Consider the following 12,522-nt stretch of genomic DNA (forward strand, 5'->3'; position numbering starts at 1 on the left):
CGGGCGGGTCACAGCAGCCCGCCGGTGGGGTCCAGCTGCGACCCGAGCACGAGAAAGAGGGTGATCGCGGCGGCGGCCCCGAGCACCGCCGCCGCGAGCTGCCACGCCGTACGGCGTCGCGCCCGCCGACGCGCCGCCTCGACGAGGGAGTCGAAGCCGACCGCCGCCGGCAGGCCGTCCACCGTCCGGGCGGCGCGCTGGGCGCGCTCGCGCAGCCAGGCCTCCGGGTCGGGGGCGACCGCGAAGGCGCGCGGTCGCCCGAGCGCGTCACGGACGGCCGCCTGCAGGCAGCGCTCCGCCTCGGCGTCGTCGGCGGTCAGGGGTCGGACCTGGTCGAGCAGGGCGGCGTGCCGGTCCTCGTAGACCCGGCGCACCCGCTCGACGTCCGTGGTGCCCGTCGTGGTGGTCATCGAGCTCCCCTGTCAGTGGATGGTCTGGGAGAGACCCCAGGCCAGGTCGTCGCCGGGGCCACCGGCGGGCTCGAACCAGGCGTCCCGGACGCGCCCGCAGCGGCAGCACTCGCGGCTGACGACCTGGGGGTCCTCCGGGTTGTCGTGCACCTCGATCTCGCGGTGCAGGTGCAGCCGGCACAGCACCGGCAGGCCGGGGGCGTCGTCCTCGCGCAGGGCGGCGCGCAGGGCCAGCACCCGGGCGAGGACGCCGACGGCGTAGGGCAGCACCTCGTGCTGCGGCGCCCAGGCGAGGTCGGCGCGCCACTCGTCGAGGTAGCGCTCGCGGACCTCGGCGGGCAGCAGCCGGGCCGCGGCGCCGCAGGCGGCCCGACCCAGCAGGTGCGCGGCGGAGGTCACGACGCACCCCCGGCCAGGCCGTCGGCGGGGCGCAGGACGCCGGTCCGGGCGCGGCGCTCGGCGGTCACCCGGGCGATCGCGAGCCGGGTCGACTCCAGGCCGTCCGGCGTGAGCCGGTAGTAGCGGCGGGCGGGGCGGCGGACCTCGCTCGGGTCGACCTGCTCCCAGCCGCTCTCGAGCCAGCCGCGCGCCTCGAAGCGGGCGAGGATGGGGAAGACGGTGCCGCTCGGCAGCCCCGTCTCGGACATCACCTGCAGGCCGTAGAGCTCCTGCTGCGGGTCGGTGAGGAACGTGCGCAGGACGTCGACGGTCGTGGCCGTCATCCTCGGGTCGGTCGCCATACGTAGAACTCTACATAGGTTGACGGCGTGGTGGAAGGGTGTCGGCGCGACTAGCGTGGCGCCATGTCGACCGACTGGGGCACCGCGCTGCTCGCCTTCCTCGGCGGTGCGGTCGGGGCGGCTTTGTCCTACCTCGCCGTCGTGCGGGGCGACGCGCTGCGCGAGACCGCGGCCCGCCGCGAGGAGTGGGGTCGGCGCTTCACCGCGGCGCTGGACGACCTCGGCGACGACAGCGCCCGCCGCCGGCTCCTCGGGCAGACCCTCCTCGAGGAGCTGTCCGGCAGCCCGCTGGCCACCGACGAGGAGCGGCGGCTCGCCGTCGAGGTCCTCACCCAGGCGGCGGCGACGACGCCCGACGGGCACGACCTGCGCGCCCTCGACGACCACCAGGTCCAGGCACTGACGGTCGTCCGCGCGGACGACGTGCCCCGGGCCGGCGCCCGGCCCGACGCCGTCGGCGGGACCGGGCTGGTCGTGGTGTCCGCCGAGCAGGTCGCCGCCGCGCGCGCGGTGTTGCGGCTGGAGCCCTCGGTCGGCTCCGCCGTGGTGCGGGCGGTGGCCGCCGCCGAGTGAGCGGGGCCGCCGGGGTCAGCCGCCGCTCGACACCGGGACCAGCAGGTCCGCGATCGCGGCGGTGACCTCGCCCGTGGCCTCGTAGGGGAGCATGTGACCGGCTCCGTCGAGCACCTCCAGCCGGGCGTGCGGCAGGGCGGCGACGAGGGCGCGGGCGTGGCGCTCGGGGGTGAGCCGGTCCCGGGTGCCGACGAGCACGGTGACGGGCACGTCGGCGAGGACGGCCAGTGACGCCACCTCGTCGTGGGCCATCAGCGCGCCGTAGAACCCGCCGAAGGACGCCAGCCGGGTCGCCGCGACCTGGTCGCGGGTGGCCGCGACCGCGCCCGGGTCGGCGTGCTCGCCGAAGAGCAGCGCCCGCTGCCCCTGCAGCGTGATGGTCCGCCCGAGCGGGACGGCAGGGGCGTGCGCCGCGAGCCGGGCGCCCCACCGCTGGGCGGGTCGGGTCCCCTCGGCCAGCCCACCGGCCGACGTCGCGACGAGCGCGACCCCGCGCACCCGGCGCGTGACGAGGCCGGGGTCGCGGCCGGCGAGGGCCATGACGGTCATCCCGCCCATCGAGTGCCCGGCGAGCACGAGCGGGCCCTCCGGGGCGGTGGCGTCCACCACGGTGCGCAGGTCGGCCGCCAGCCGCCGGACGGACACCCCACGGGGTCGCCGACGTCCCCGCGCGAGGGTCGAGCGGCCGTGCCCGCGCTGGTCCCAGGTGACGACGCGCAGCCCGGGCCGGCCGGCGAGCCCGGCGACGACGGGGTCCCAGGTGCGGTGGCTGAGCGTCCACCCGTGCGCGAGGACGAGGGTGGTCACCTCGTCGTCGGGGCCGTCCGCCGGGTCGTGCACCTGGACGGCCAGCAGGGCGCCGTCGTCGGCGAGGACGGTCAGCTCACGCGCGCTCACGCCGCGATGCTACCGAGAGTAGGGAAGCGTCCGCGTCACGACGGGTCGGTGACCTGCACCACGACCGGCGCGTGGTCGCTCGTGCCCGCCGCGGCCCGCTCGGCGACGTCGACGGCGGCCCCCTCGACCCGCGCCGCGACCGCGGGCGAGCCGAGCAGGAAGTCGATCCGCAGCCCCTGCCGCTTGACGAACCGCTCGTGCAGGTGCTCCCAGAACGTCCAGCCCCCCGGGCCCGGCGTGTGCGGCCGGGCCAGGTCGACCAGCCCGACCTCGAGCAGCGCCGCGACGGCGGCGCGCTCCGGGGGCGAGAAGTGCGTGCGGGTCGACCAGAAGTCGACGCTCCACACGTCCTCCTCCTGCGGGGCGACGTTGAAGTCGCCGGCCAGCACCAGCGGCAGCCCCGGGTCGGCCGCGAGCCAGCCGGCGCTCGCCGCCCGCAGGGCCTCGAGCCAGGCCAGCTTGTACTCCCAGTGCGGATGCCGCAGCCGGCGCCCGTTCGGCGCGTAGAGCGACCACACCCGCACGCCCCCGCAGGTGGCGCCGACCGCGCGCGGCTCCGACCGGCCGTCGTACGGCGGCTCGTCCGGCAGCCCCCGCTCGACGTCCTCGAGCCCGACGCGCGAGGCGATCGCGACGCCGGCGTACCCGCCCGTGCCGTGGTGCGCGACGTCGTACCCGAGGGCGGCCAGACGCCGCTCGAGCCCGGCGAGGGCGGGGTCGTGCGTGCTGAGCTTGGTCTCCTGCAGCGCGACGACGTCCGGCTGCACCCGCTCGAGCCACGGCTCCAGCCGCGGCATCCGCGAGCGCAGGGAGTTGACGTTCCACGTCGCCAGCCGCACGCGGGCCACCTTAGGGTGGAGCGCATGTCCTGGGTCCTCGTCACCGGCGCGACCGCCGGCATCGGAGCGCAGTTCGCGGGGGTCCTGGCCGAGAAGGGCCACGACGTCGTCCTCGTCGCGCGCGACCGCGCACGGCTGGAGAACGTCTCGGACGACCTGCGGCGCACGTACGGCGTCGCGACGGAGATCCTCGTCGCGGACCTCGCCGACCGGGCCCAGGTGGGCAAGGTCGCCGAGCGCCTCGCCGACGAGGCCGAGCCGATCGACCTGCTCGTCAACAACGCGGGCTTCGGCATGTCGCGCTCGTTCCTGCGCAACCCCGTCGAGCAGGAGGAGGAGCTGATCGACGTGCTGTGCCGGGCCGTCCTCGTCCTCTCCCACGCCGCGGCCACGGCGATGCGCGCCCGTGGCCGCGGGGCGATCGTCAACGTCTCCTCCGTCGCCGGCTTCGCCGCGATGGGGACCTACTCGGCGGCCAAGTCGTGGGTGACGGTGTTCTCCGAGTCGCTCGGGACCGAGCTGGCCGGCACCGGGGTGACCGTCACGGCGCTCTGCCCCGGCTTCGTGCGCACCGAGTTCCACGAGCGCGCGGGCATCGACATGGGCGCGCTGCCCGGCCCGATGTGGCTCGACGCGCGGCGCCTGGTGGTCGACGCCCTCGACGACGTCGCCCGTGGCCGGCTGGTGTCGGTCCCGGGCCGGTCGTACCGCCTCCTGGTCGCCGCGATGCGCCTCGTCCCGCGGTCCGTGGTCCGTCGAGGTTCGAGATCCGTGCAGAAGCGGCGCAACCACGAACGGAATTCGTAGCACCACCCCGGACTAGTCCCGGAAACCGCGAAAGATAGTCCTAACGGGTGAAGGTAAAGGGCTGGTCAAGAAACCGTCAGGTGCGTACATTTGAGGCACACCGGTCGTCACGGCCGGAACCGCCCGACCCACCCGACGCACAGGAGGACCGCGATGACCGTCTCCATCGCTCCCCGCCCGGCACGCGCTGCCGGCGGGTGGCAGCCGACGGACGCCCCGCTGGTCCCCGGCTGGTGGTGGGTGGCGGTCGCCGCCTGGGGGATCCCCGAGCCGCGACCGACCTCGTCCCCGGATCCGCAGGAGACGCCGACGAGGTGAGGCGGGTCGGACCTCGCTGGGGAGCAGGGGATCCGACCGCCGGGAGGCGCCCGTGGGGGGCGTCGTTCCGAACCCGCTCGACGCGGGGAGCAGGACCGGGCTGGGGAGCCCGGAGCACGGACCCGGCTGGGGAGCCGGTGCCGCGCACCCGACCTCGGTCGGGAGGCATCCGGCTGGGGAGCCGGACACGCAGGACCCGACCACCAGGTCGGTGGCTCGAGCCCGGTGGGGACCGGGGAGCAGGATCCGACGACGCGCCGGGTCGCTGCTCGACTCGAGGACACACGGATGAGGCGCGGGTCACCCGCTGGGGTGGTGACCCGCGCCTCGTCATGTCCGGGGCCGGCGGCGCACCGTCGGCATGATGGGGGCGTGCCCGCCCCGTCCGCACGCGCCCGGGTCCGCCTCGAGTGGGGACCCGTCGGCGCCGCCGCGCTGCTGCGCGAGCTCGACCCCGCCGGGGCCCTCGCCGTCGTCGTCGACGTGCTGAGCTTCACGACCACCCTCACCGTCGCCGCCGACCGCGGCGTCGTCGTCCACCCGCACCCGTGGCACGAGGACGCCCACGAGCGGGCCCGCGCCCTCGGCGCCACCCTCGCGGTCGGCCGACGGGCGGCCGGTCCGGGCGAGGTCAGCCTCTCGCCGCGCACCGTGCGCGACGCCGTGGGGCTCGAGCGGCTCGTCCTGCCCTCGCCGAACGGCGCGTCCATCGCGCACGCCCTCGCCGCCACCGGGGCGACCGTCCTCGCCGCGAGCCTGCGCAACCGGGCCGCGGTCGCCGCGCACCTGCGGGCCCGGCTCGCCGCCGACGAGCGCGCGGTCGTCGTGCTCGTCGCCGCCGGCGAGCGGTGGCCCGACGGGTCGCTGCGCCCCGCGGTCGAGGACCTGTGGGGGGCGGGTGGCGTCGCTGCCGGGCTCGAGGAGGCGACGCTCGACGAGGAGTCGCGGGCCGCGAGGGCGTCGTACGCCGTCGTGGCCCCGCGGATCGGCGACGCGCTGCTCGCCTGCACGAGCGGGCGCGAGCTGGTCGACGGCGGGTTCGACGGCGACGTGCTCGTCGCCGCCGAGCTGGACGCGAGCCGGGTCGTCCCGGTGCTCGGGGCCGACGGCGCGTTCCGGCCCGCGCACTAGGCTGCCGACCGTGAGCGACGTGAACCAGGACCGCGCCCGGCTGCTCGAGGTCATCAGGGAGAAGGCGATCGTCCACGGGCGCGTCACCCTCTCCTCCGGCAAGGAGGCCGACTACTACGTCGACCTGCGCCGGATCACCCTCGACGGCGAGGCCGCCCCGCTCGTCGGGCGGGTGCTGCGCGACCTCACGGCCGACCTCGGGTACGACGCCGTCGGTGGCCTCACCCTCGGCGCCGACCCCGTCGCCACGTCGATGCTCCACGCGGCGGCCGCCGCGGGCGAGCGGCTCGACGCCTTCGTCGTGCGCAAGCAGGGCAAGGCTCACGGGCTCCAGCAGCGCATCGAGGGCCCGTCGGTCGCGGGGCGGCGCGTGCTCGTCGTCGAGGACACGACGACCACCGGCGCCTCGCCCCTCGACGCCGTGGCCGCGTGCCGCGAGGCCGGCGCCGAGGTCGTCGCGGTCGCGACGATCGCCGACCGCGACACCGGGGCGGGCGAGAAGATCCAGGCCGAGGGCGTGCCCTACCGCTTCGCCTTCACGCTGCAGGACCTCGGGCTCGCCTAGGCTGCCTCACCACCTCGTTCGCCGTCCGGAGAAGGGGGACTCCTCGCATGATGATGGGAATGGGCATGGTCGTCGGGTTGGTCGTCCTGGTCGTCGTCGTCCTCGCCGTCGTGGCGCTCGTCGGGATGTACAACGGGCTCGTCCGGCTGCGCAACCGGGTCCAGGAGGCGTGGGCCCAGGTCGACGTCGAGCTCAAGCGCCGCCACGACCTCATCGGCAACCTCGTCGAGACGGTCAAGGGGTACGCCGCCCACGAGGCCGGCACGCTGCAGGCGGTCACCGCGGCCCGCACCGCGGCGATGACCCCCGGGCAGAGCCCGGCGCAGGCCGCCGAGTCCGAGGCGGCGCTGAGCCAGGCCCTGGTCCGGCTCAACGCGGTCTCCGAGGCCTACCCCGACCTCAAGGCCAACCAGGGCTTCCTCGCGCTGCAGACCGAGCTGTCCTCGACGGAGGACCGGATCGCCAGCGCCCGGCGCTACTACAACGCCACCGTGCGCGAGCTCAACACCAAGGTCGACACCATCCCCACGAGCTTCCTCGCCGGCCCGGCCGGGGTGAGCCGGATGGAGTACTTCGAGGCCGAGGGCCTGGAGCGGCAGGCCCCGCAGGTCAGCTTCGGGAGCTCGAGCGGCGGGTACGGCGCCGTGCCGCCACCGGCGGCCCCGCCGTCGGTGGGGTCCGGCCCGCAGGACGCGCCGCCCACCTCCCCGCAGGCCTGAGCCGGGCCGCCGGGTGCTGCGCCGGCTCGGCGGCTTCACGCTCCTCCCGCTGCTCTCGCTCGTCACCCCCTTCGTGCTGCTGCCCGTCGTCGCCCGGGTGGCCGGCCCGCAGGGGTGGTCCAGCGTGGTCGCCGGGCAGTCGGTCGGGACCTTCGGGGCCACGGTCGTCTTCTGGGGGTGGAACGTCATCGGCCCGGTCGAGGCCGCCCGCGCCCGCGGGCCCGAGCTCACCGGCCTCTACGGCAGCAGCCTGCGCACCCGGCTGCTGCTGCTCGCCCCCGTCCTGCCGGCCGCGGCGCTCGTGAGCGCGGTCGTCGCCCAGCCGGGCTACCGCGCCGTCGCGGCGTCGATGGCGCTCGCGACGTCGCTGCTCGGGCTGTCGCCGGCCTGGTGGGGGATCGGGGTCGGCCGTCCGGCCGTGCTGTTCTGGTACGACACCGTCCCGCGCGTCGCCGCCGCCGCGCTCGCCGTCCCGGTGGTGCTGGCGACCCGCGCCATCTGGACCTACCCGCTGCTGCTCGTCGTCGCGACGGTCGTCGGGCTCGTCGCCTTCCAGCGCCGCCACGCGCCGGGCGCGGACTGGTCGCCGCTGCCGCTGGGCCGTGCGGCCCGCGAGCTGCAAGCGCAGGCCGGCACCGCCGGGGTCAACCTCGTCGGGACGGCGTACGCCGCCACGCCCGCCCCCGTCGCGACGGCCGCCTTCCCCGGCGCGGTCGCCTCGCCGCTCAGCTCGGCCGACGCGGTCTACCGGCTGGGGCTCTTCGCCGTCGTCGCCACCGGCAACGCCTTCCAGGGGTGGACCCTCGAGCCGGACGCCGACCGGGGCGAGCGAGCGCGGCGCCACCGCACCGCCGTCCTCGCCCACCTCGCGCTCGGCGTCGCCGGCCTGCTCGTCCTCGCCCTGCTCGGGCCGTGGCTGACCGGGCTGCTCTTCGGTGCACCGGTCGCCGCGTCGCGCGAGCTGGGGGTCGCGTACGGCGCCGCGTTCCTGCTCATCTCGGCCAGCACGCCGTACGTGCGCAACCTGCTGCTGCCGGCCGGCCGCACCCGGCTCGTGCTCGCCTGGACCGCCGCGTCGGCCGTCGCCGGGCTGGCCGTCATGCTCGTGGCCGCCGCCCGCGGGTGGCTCGCCGGAGTGGCCTGGGGGATGGCGGCCAGCGAGCTCGTCCTCCTGCTCGGGGTGCTCGGGCCGGCGCTGCGGGTGCGGAGGGCGCTGTGAGCCCGCCGCCGCCGCTGCACCCGGACCGCGTCGCGGCGGTCGTCGCCGCCCTCGACCCGCCGGCGTCGCTCGTCGACGCAACCCGCGAGACCCTGCGCCAGGTCGGGCGCGTCGTCGTCGTCGACGACGGCTCCGGCCCGGCGTCGGCTCCGCTGTTCGCGGCGCTCGAGGACCTCGGGGCCGAGGTCCTGCACCGGCCCAACGGTGGGATCGCGGCCGCCCTCAACACCGGTCTCGAGCACGTCCGGCGCACCGGCGGGGCGCCGTACGTCCTCACGCTGGACCAGGACAGCCGGCTCGGGCCGGACTACGTCGTGCGCGCGCTCGCGACGGCGGCGCGGCTCGAGCGCGCTCGCGTGGGGTACGGCGTCGTGGCGGCCGAGAGCTACCGCGGGCACCGCTCGCCCACCGACGGCGGGGTGGACCTGCTCGAAGGGAGGGTGCGGTGGGCGTTCGACCCGATGCAGTCGGGGTGGCTGCTGCCGGCCCGGACGGTCGCCGCCGTCGGGCTCCTCGAGGAGGGGCTCGTCATCGACGCGGTCGACTCGGAGTACACCGCCCGCTGCCGCGCCCACGGGCTGCCGCCGGCGGTGGGCGAGGGGTGCGCCCTCGAGCACGGGCAGGGCGAGCGGCGGCCCGCCCGGGTGCTCGGTCGCGCGGTCGGCGGCTTCAACCGGCACTCCCCGCTGCGGGTGCGCTACCTCACCCGCAACGGCACGCTGCTCACCCGCCGCTACCTCGCGACCCAGCCGCGGTGGGTCCTGCGGCGGCTCGCGACCGAGACCGTCGCCCACCTGCTGCGGCTCGCCTTCGACCACGAGCAGCGCGGCGCGCTGGTGCGGGCGGTGGTGCTGGGCTGGCGGGACGGGCTGCTCGGTCGCACCGGCCGGATCGAAGGCTGACCCACCCGAATCGGATTCGGCCCGGTCGGCTCGGGTCGGGACGGGAGCCGAGTGGGCCGAATCCGAGTCGGCCGGCTCACTCGAATCGGATTCACCGGTCTTGGCTCGGGTCGTGACGGGAGCCGAGTGGGCCGAATCCGATTCGCGGGGGTTGCGCCGGGCGCGTCAGGAGGCGGCGTCGAGGTGGAACCGACGGCGGACCTCGGGGCGGTCGCGCAGTCGCTCGGGGAACCCGGGGCCCATGACCATCTCCACGTCGCCGGAGCCGAGCCGCTCGTGGCACTCGCCGCACACCAGCTCGGGGGTCGCGACGTGCTCGCCGTGGCGGTGGCTGCGGTGGCGGACCTGGACGGCCGGACCGTCCTCGTCGGCGAGCCAGCGGTTGCCGAACTCGAGCAGCGCCATGAGGACCGGCTGCACGTCGCGGCCCTTGGGCGTGAGGACGTACTCGTACCGCACCGGGTCGCTCGCGTACGGCTCGCGCTCGAGCAGGCCGTGCTCGACGAGGAGCCCCAGCCGGTCGCTCAGCGTGCTGCGGGCGATGCCGAGCGAGGCCTGCAGGTCCTCGAAGCGCCGCAGGCCGTAGAACGCCTCGCGCAGCACGAGCGGGGTCCACGGGTCGCCGATGACGTCGAGGGTGCGGGCGATCCCGCACGGCCAGGTGGCGAAGGAGGTCCGGCGCATGAGGGACATCGTACGCCCCTTATCGGGGTCTTGACGTGCACCGTTGCATCATCAGACTTCAGCGGGCTATCGTCCCGTCTCATGACGAGACCCACTGCCGACGGGGTGCACGCCCGCCGTACGGCGTCCCCGCGGCTGCTGTTCGCGATGGTGTCCCTCGGGGTCTTCGCGGCCTCGCTCGACCTCTTCGTCGTCAACGTCGCCATGCCCGACCTCGTCCGCGAGTTCGCGCAGCGGGACCTCGGTGCCCTGTCGTGGGTGCTCAACGGGTACGCGATCGTCTACGCCGCGCTCCTCGTCCCGGCCGGCCGGACGGCGGACCTGCTCGGGCGGCGGCGGTCGTTCGTCGTCGGGATGCTGCTCTTCACGGCCGCGTCGGCGGCCTGCGCGCTGGCCCCGTCGGTCGGGCTGCTCGTCCTCGCCCGCCTCGTCCAGGCGGCCGGGGCCGCGATGCTCACGCCGGCCTCGCTCGGCCTCGTCCTGCCGGCCTTCGCGCCCGCCGCCCGGGGCGGCGTCATCGCCGCCTGGTCCGCGGTGGGCGCCGTGGGGGCGGCCACCGGTCCGGTCCTCGGCGGGGCGCTGACCGAGGTCAGCTGGCGGCTGATCTTCGCCGTCAACCTGCCGCTCGGGCTGGCCGCGGCGGTCTTCGCCGCCCGGCGGGTGCCCGAGACGCGCCCGGAGGGCGGGGGACGGCTCCCGGACCTGCTCGGGTCGCTGCTCGTCATGGTCGGGGTCGCCGGGGTCGTCCTCGCCATCGTCCAGGGCCGACCCTGGGGCTGGACCTCGGGCGGCGTGGTCGCGTCCGCGGTCGTCGGGGTCCTCGCGCTCGCCTCCGCCGTCGTCCGCTCGACCCGGCATCCCGAGCCGGCCCTCGACGTCGCCCTGCTGCGGGTGCCGTCGCTCGCCGTCGCGGTGGCCGCGGCGACCGTGTTCTTCACCGGCTTCGCCGCCATGCTCATCGCCGGGGTCCTCTTCCTCACCGGCGTGTGGGGGCACTCGGTCCTGCGCGCCGGCGCCGAGATGTCGGTCGGGCCGGCACTCGCCGTCGTCGGCGCGGTGGCTGCCTCCCGCCTCGGGCCGCGGTACGGCGCCGGCCGCGTCGGGGCGGCCGGGGCGGTCGTCGTCGCCGTGGGCTTGAGCACGTACCCGCTGCTCGTCACCGCGACCCCGGCCTACACCCGGACGTTCCTGCCCGGGCAGGTGCTCACCGGACTCGGCGTCGGCCTGGCGCTGCCGGCCTTCACCTCGCTGGCCGTGGCCGCCGCCCCGCCCGCGCGGTTCGCGACGGCGATCGGGCTGTCGACCGCGTTCCGGCAGGTGGGCAGCGCGCTCGGCGTCGCCGTCTTCGTCGCCGTCCTCGGCACCCCCGGACCGGGCCAGGCGGTCGCCGCGTTCGGCACGGCGTGGCACGTCATGGCGGTCTGCGTGCTGGCCGCCGCGGTCCTGCTCGCGACGGCGCGTCGTACGGCCCCGGCGACGGCCCCGGCGACGGCCCCGGTGACGGCCCCGGCGACGGTCTCCGAGCCCGCGGGGGAGGCCGACCCGGTGCGGGTCGTGGCCGACCCGGCCACCTGACACCCCTCCAGCCACCCGACCCGAGAGGCCCCCATGACCGACCCCACCCCCCTCACGCCGGGCACGACCTTCGAGCACGCGACGACGGTCACGGTCCTCGAGACCGCGGCGGACCGGGTCGTCGCCCGGGCCACCCTCGGCCCGGCGAACCACACCCCGTGGGGCATCGTCCACGGCGGCACCTACGCCTCGTTCGTCGAGACCGTCGCCAGCGTCGGCGCCTCCGCGGCGGTCGCCGGTCGGGGCCAGGTCGCCGTCGGCCTCAGCAACGCGACGCACTTCCTGCGCGCGCTCACCGCCGGCGAGGTGACCGTCACCGGCGAGCCGGTGTTCCAGGGCCGCACCCACCAGCTGTGGCAGGTGCGTGTCGTCGACGAGGAGGACCGCCTCGTCGCGCACGGCGAGGTGCGCCTGCAGAACATCGACCCGCCCGGCGCGCGCTGACCTCGTGGACCACCAGGGCGCCGTACGGCGGCGTGCTCAGCCCAGGTCGGTCGCGCCCGACCGTGCCCGCAGCCGGCGGACGACGACGACGACGGCCGCGACGGTGACGGCCGCGACGACGAGCTTCTGGACGATCCCGGCGTAGTCCTCGACGAGGTACCAGCTCTCGCCGAGCAGGTAGCCGGCGGTGACGAAGACGGTGTTCCAGACCAGGCTGCCGAGCGCGGTGAGGCCGAGGAAGAGCGGCAGCGGCATGCGCTGGATGCCCGCCGGCACGGAGATCATGCTGCGGAACAGCGGCACCATCCGGCCGAAGAACACGGCCTTGGCGCCGTGCCGGGCGAACCACGCCTCCGACCGGTCGACGTCCTCGACCTTGAGCAGCGGCACCCGCGCGACGAGGGCGCGGGTGCGCTCGCGGCCGAGCGCCGCCCCGACGGCGTAGACGACCCAGGCGCCGACGAGCGAGCCCAGCGTCGTCCAGAACAGCGCGCCGACGAACGAGAAGGTGCCCTGGCTGGCGGCGAACCCGGCCAGCGGCAGGACGAGCTCGCTCGGCACCGGCGGGAACACGTTGTCCAGTCCGACGAGGACGGCGGCGCCGGGCCCTCCGAGGGTCTCCATGAGGCCGACGGCCCAGCCGGCCATCCCCTCGGGCTCGGGCGTGGCGCGCGGCAGCGTCGTGGTGGTCATCGGGGC

General features: G+C 76.4%; 17 protein-coding genes. 10 read left to right on the forward strand and 7 right to left on the reverse strand.

Features of this window, described 5'->3' with window-relative positions:
* Nucleotides 1-8: 8 nt before the first annotated feature.
* Genes FB458_RS08935 through FB458_RS08945 form a run of 3 tightly spaced genes read right to left on the reverse strand, consistent with a single transcriptional unit; the run spans nt 9 to nt 1,150 of the window.
* Nucleotides 9-410 carry a hypothetical protein gene (locus FB458_RS08935; protein WP_141848190.1) on the reverse strand — a complete coding sequence of 134 codons (402 nt, stop codon included), beginning with the start codon at nt 408-410 and terminating at the stop codon, nt 9-11.
* 12 nt (nt 411-422) lie between these two features.
* The gene (locus FB458_RS08940; protein ID WP_141848191.1) at nt 423-809 is read right to left on the reverse strand and encodes a hypothetical protein; all 387 of its coding nucleotides are present in this window, start codon (nt 807-809) and stop codon (nt 423-425) included.
* On the reverse strand, nt 806-1,150 hold the full coding sequence (locus tag FB458_RS08945; RefSeq protein WP_246061133.1) for a PadR family transcriptional regulator: 345 nt from the start codon (nt 1,148-1,150) through the stop codon (nt 806-808). Before FB458_RS08945 ends, FB458_RS08940 begins: the two co-directional genes overlap by 4 nt.
* A gap of 63 nt (nt 1,151-1,213) precedes the next feature.
* On the opposite strand from FB458_RS08945, the gene FB458_RS08950 reads away from it, so the two are divergent.
* Nucleotides 1,214-1,723, forward strand: a complete 510-nt coding sequence (locus FB458_RS08950) for a hypothetical protein (RefSeq protein ID WP_141848192.1) — start codon at nt 1,214-1,216, stop codon at nt 1,721-1,723.
* A gap of 15 nt (nt 1,724-1,738) precedes the next feature.
* Here the strand turns inward: FB458_RS08950 and FB458_RS08955 are convergent, their stop codons facing one another.
* Together FB458_RS08955 and FB458_RS08960 are read right to left on the reverse strand one after the other, a co-directional pair.
* Complete coding sequence (locus FB458_RS08955; RefSeq protein ID WP_141848193.1) at nt 1,739-2,620, reverse strand: alpha/beta fold hydrolase; 882 nt, start codon at nt 2,618-2,620, stop codon at nt 1,739-1,741.
* 35 nt (nt 2,621-2,655) lie between these two features.
* Entirely contained in the window at nt 2,656-3,459 is an 804-nt protein-coding gene (locus tag FB458_RS08960; protein ID WP_141848194.1) for an exodeoxyribonuclease III, read from the reverse strand.
* 24 nt (nt 3,460-3,483) lie between these two features.
* Here FB458_RS08960 and FB458_RS08965 point away from each other — a divergent pair, with 24 nt between their 5' ends.
* From FB458_RS08965 to FB458_RS08990, 7 genes are all read left to right on the forward strand, one after another.
* Nucleotides 3,484-4,266 (forward strand): SDR family NAD(P)-dependent oxidoreductase, encoded by a 783-nt coding sequence (locus tag FB458_RS08965; RefSeq protein ID WP_141848195.1) that lies wholly within the window; start codon nt 3,484-3,486, stop codon nt 4,264-4,266.
* A gap of 153 nt (nt 4,267-4,419) precedes the next feature.
* Entirely contained in the window at nt 4,420-4,584 is a 165-nt protein-coding gene (locus FB458_RS21275; protein ID WP_170185612.1) for a hypothetical protein, read from the forward strand.
* Nucleotides 4,585-4,956: 372 nt separating this feature from the next.
* Nucleotides 4,957-5,715 carry a 2-phosphosulfolactate phosphatase gene (locus tag FB458_RS08970; protein ID WP_246061134.1) on the forward strand — a complete coding sequence of 253 codons (759 nt, stop codon included), beginning with the start codon at nt 4,957-4,959 and terminating at the stop codon, nt 5,713-5,715.
* Between the two features lie 10 nt (nt 5,716-5,725).
* Nucleotides 5,726-6,280, forward strand: a complete 555-nt coding sequence (gene pyrE, locus FB458_RS08975) for an orotate phosphoribosyltransferase (protein ID WP_141848197.1) — start codon at nt 5,726-5,728, stop codon at nt 6,278-6,280.
* Nucleotides 6,281-6,339: 59 nt separating this feature from the next.
* Nucleotides 6,340-6,999 carry a LemA family protein gene (locus FB458_RS08980; RefSeq protein ID WP_342778046.1) on the forward strand — a complete coding sequence of 220 codons (660 nt, stop codon included), beginning with the start codon at nt 6,340-6,342 and terminating at the stop codon, nt 6,997-6,999.
* A 13-nt stretch (nt 7,000-7,012) separates the two neighbouring features.
* Complete coding sequence (locus FB458_RS08985) at nt 7,013-8,218, forward strand: polysaccharide biosynthesis protein (protein WP_141848198.1); 1,206 nt, start codon at nt 7,013-7,015, stop codon at nt 8,216-8,218.
* The gene (locus tag FB458_RS08990; protein WP_170185613.1) at nt 8,215-9,120 is read left to right on the forward strand and encodes a glycosyltransferase; all 906 of its coding nucleotides are present in this window, start codon (nt 8,215-8,217) and stop codon (nt 9,118-9,120) included. Before FB458_RS08985 ends, FB458_RS08990 begins: the two co-directional genes overlap by 4 nt.
* A 165-nt stretch (nt 9,121-9,285) precedes the next feature.
* Here FB458_RS08990 and FB458_RS08995 read toward each other — a convergent pair whose 3' ends face one another.
* A complete protein-coding gene (locus tag FB458_RS08995) occupies nt 9,286-9,804 on the reverse strand; it encodes a winged helix-turn-helix transcriptional regulator (RefSeq protein ID WP_141848200.1) in 519 nt (172 codons plus the stop codon).
* 81 nt (nt 9,805-9,885) lie between these two features.
* Here FB458_RS08995 and FB458_RS09000 point away from each other — a divergent pair, with 81 nt between their 5' ends.
* The gene (locus tag FB458_RS09000) at nt 9,886-11,379 is read left to right on the forward strand and encodes an MFS transporter (protein WP_141848201.1); all 1,494 of its coding nucleotides are present in this window, start codon (nt 9,886-9,888) and stop codon (nt 11,377-11,379) included.
* A 33-nt stretch (nt 11,380-11,412) separates the two neighbouring features.
* Nucleotides 11,413-11,823 (forward strand): PaaI family thioesterase, encoded by a 411-nt coding sequence (locus FB458_RS09005; protein WP_141848202.1) that lies wholly within the window; start codon nt 11,413-11,415, stop codon nt 11,821-11,823.
* A 36-nt stretch (nt 11,824-11,859) separates the two neighbouring features.
* Here FB458_RS09005 and FB458_RS09010 read toward each other — a convergent pair whose 3' ends face one another.
* On the reverse strand, nt 11,860-12,516 hold the full coding sequence (locus FB458_RS09010; protein WP_141848203.1) for a DedA family protein: 657 nt from the start codon (nt 12,514-12,516) through the stop codon (nt 11,860-11,862).
* Nucleotides 12,517-12,522: the final 6 nt, after the last annotated feature.

The organism is Lapillicoccus jejuensis (genome assembly GCF_006715055.1).
Lineage (GTDB): Bacteria > Actinomycetota > Actinomycetes > Actinomycetales > Dermatophilaceae > Lapillicoccus > Lapillicoccus jejuensis.

Excerpts from the sequence above, each read along its gene's own strand:
- FB458_RS09000 (WP_141848201.1), top strand. The coding sequence starts at position 9,886 with ATGACGAGACCCACTGCCGACGGGGTGCACGCCCGCCGTACGGCGTCC.
- FB458_RS08980 (WP_342778046.1), top strand. The coding sequence starts at position 6,340 with ATGGGCATGGTCGTCGGGTTGGTCGTCCTGGTCGTCGTCGTCCTCGCC.
- FB458_RS09005 (WP_141848202.1), top strand. The coding sequence starts at position 11,413 with ATGACCGACCCCACCCCCCTCACGCCGGGCACGACCTTCGAGCACGCG.
- FB458_RS21275 (WP_170185612.1), top strand. The coding sequence starts at position 4,420 with ATGACCGTCTCCATCGCTCCCCGCCCGGCACGCGCTGCCGGCGGGTGG.
- FB458_RS08965 (WP_141848195.1), top strand. The coding sequence starts at position 3,484 with ATGTCCTGGGTCCTCGTCACCGGCGCGACCGCCGGCATCGGAGCGCAG.
- FB458_RS08945 (WP_246061133.1), bottom strand. The coding sequence starts at position 1,150 with ATGGCGACCGACCCGAGGATGACGGCCACGACCGTCGACGTCCTGCGC.
- FB458_RS08935 (WP_141848190.1), bottom strand. The coding sequence starts at position 410 with ATGACCACCACGACGGGCACCACGGACGTCGAGCGGGTGCGCCGGGTC.
- FB458_RS09010 (WP_141848203.1), bottom strand. The coding sequence starts at position 12,516 with ATGACCACCACGACGCTGCCGCGCGCCACGCCCGAGCCCGAGGGGATG.
- FB458_RS08995 (WP_141848200.1), bottom strand. The coding sequence starts at position 9,804 with ATGCGCCGGACCTCCTTCGCCACCTGGCCGTGCGGGATCGCCCGCACC.
- FB458_RS08950 (WP_141848192.1), top strand. The coding sequence starts at position 1,214 with ATGTCGACCGACTGGGGCACCGCGCTGCTCGCCTTCCTCGGCGGTGCG.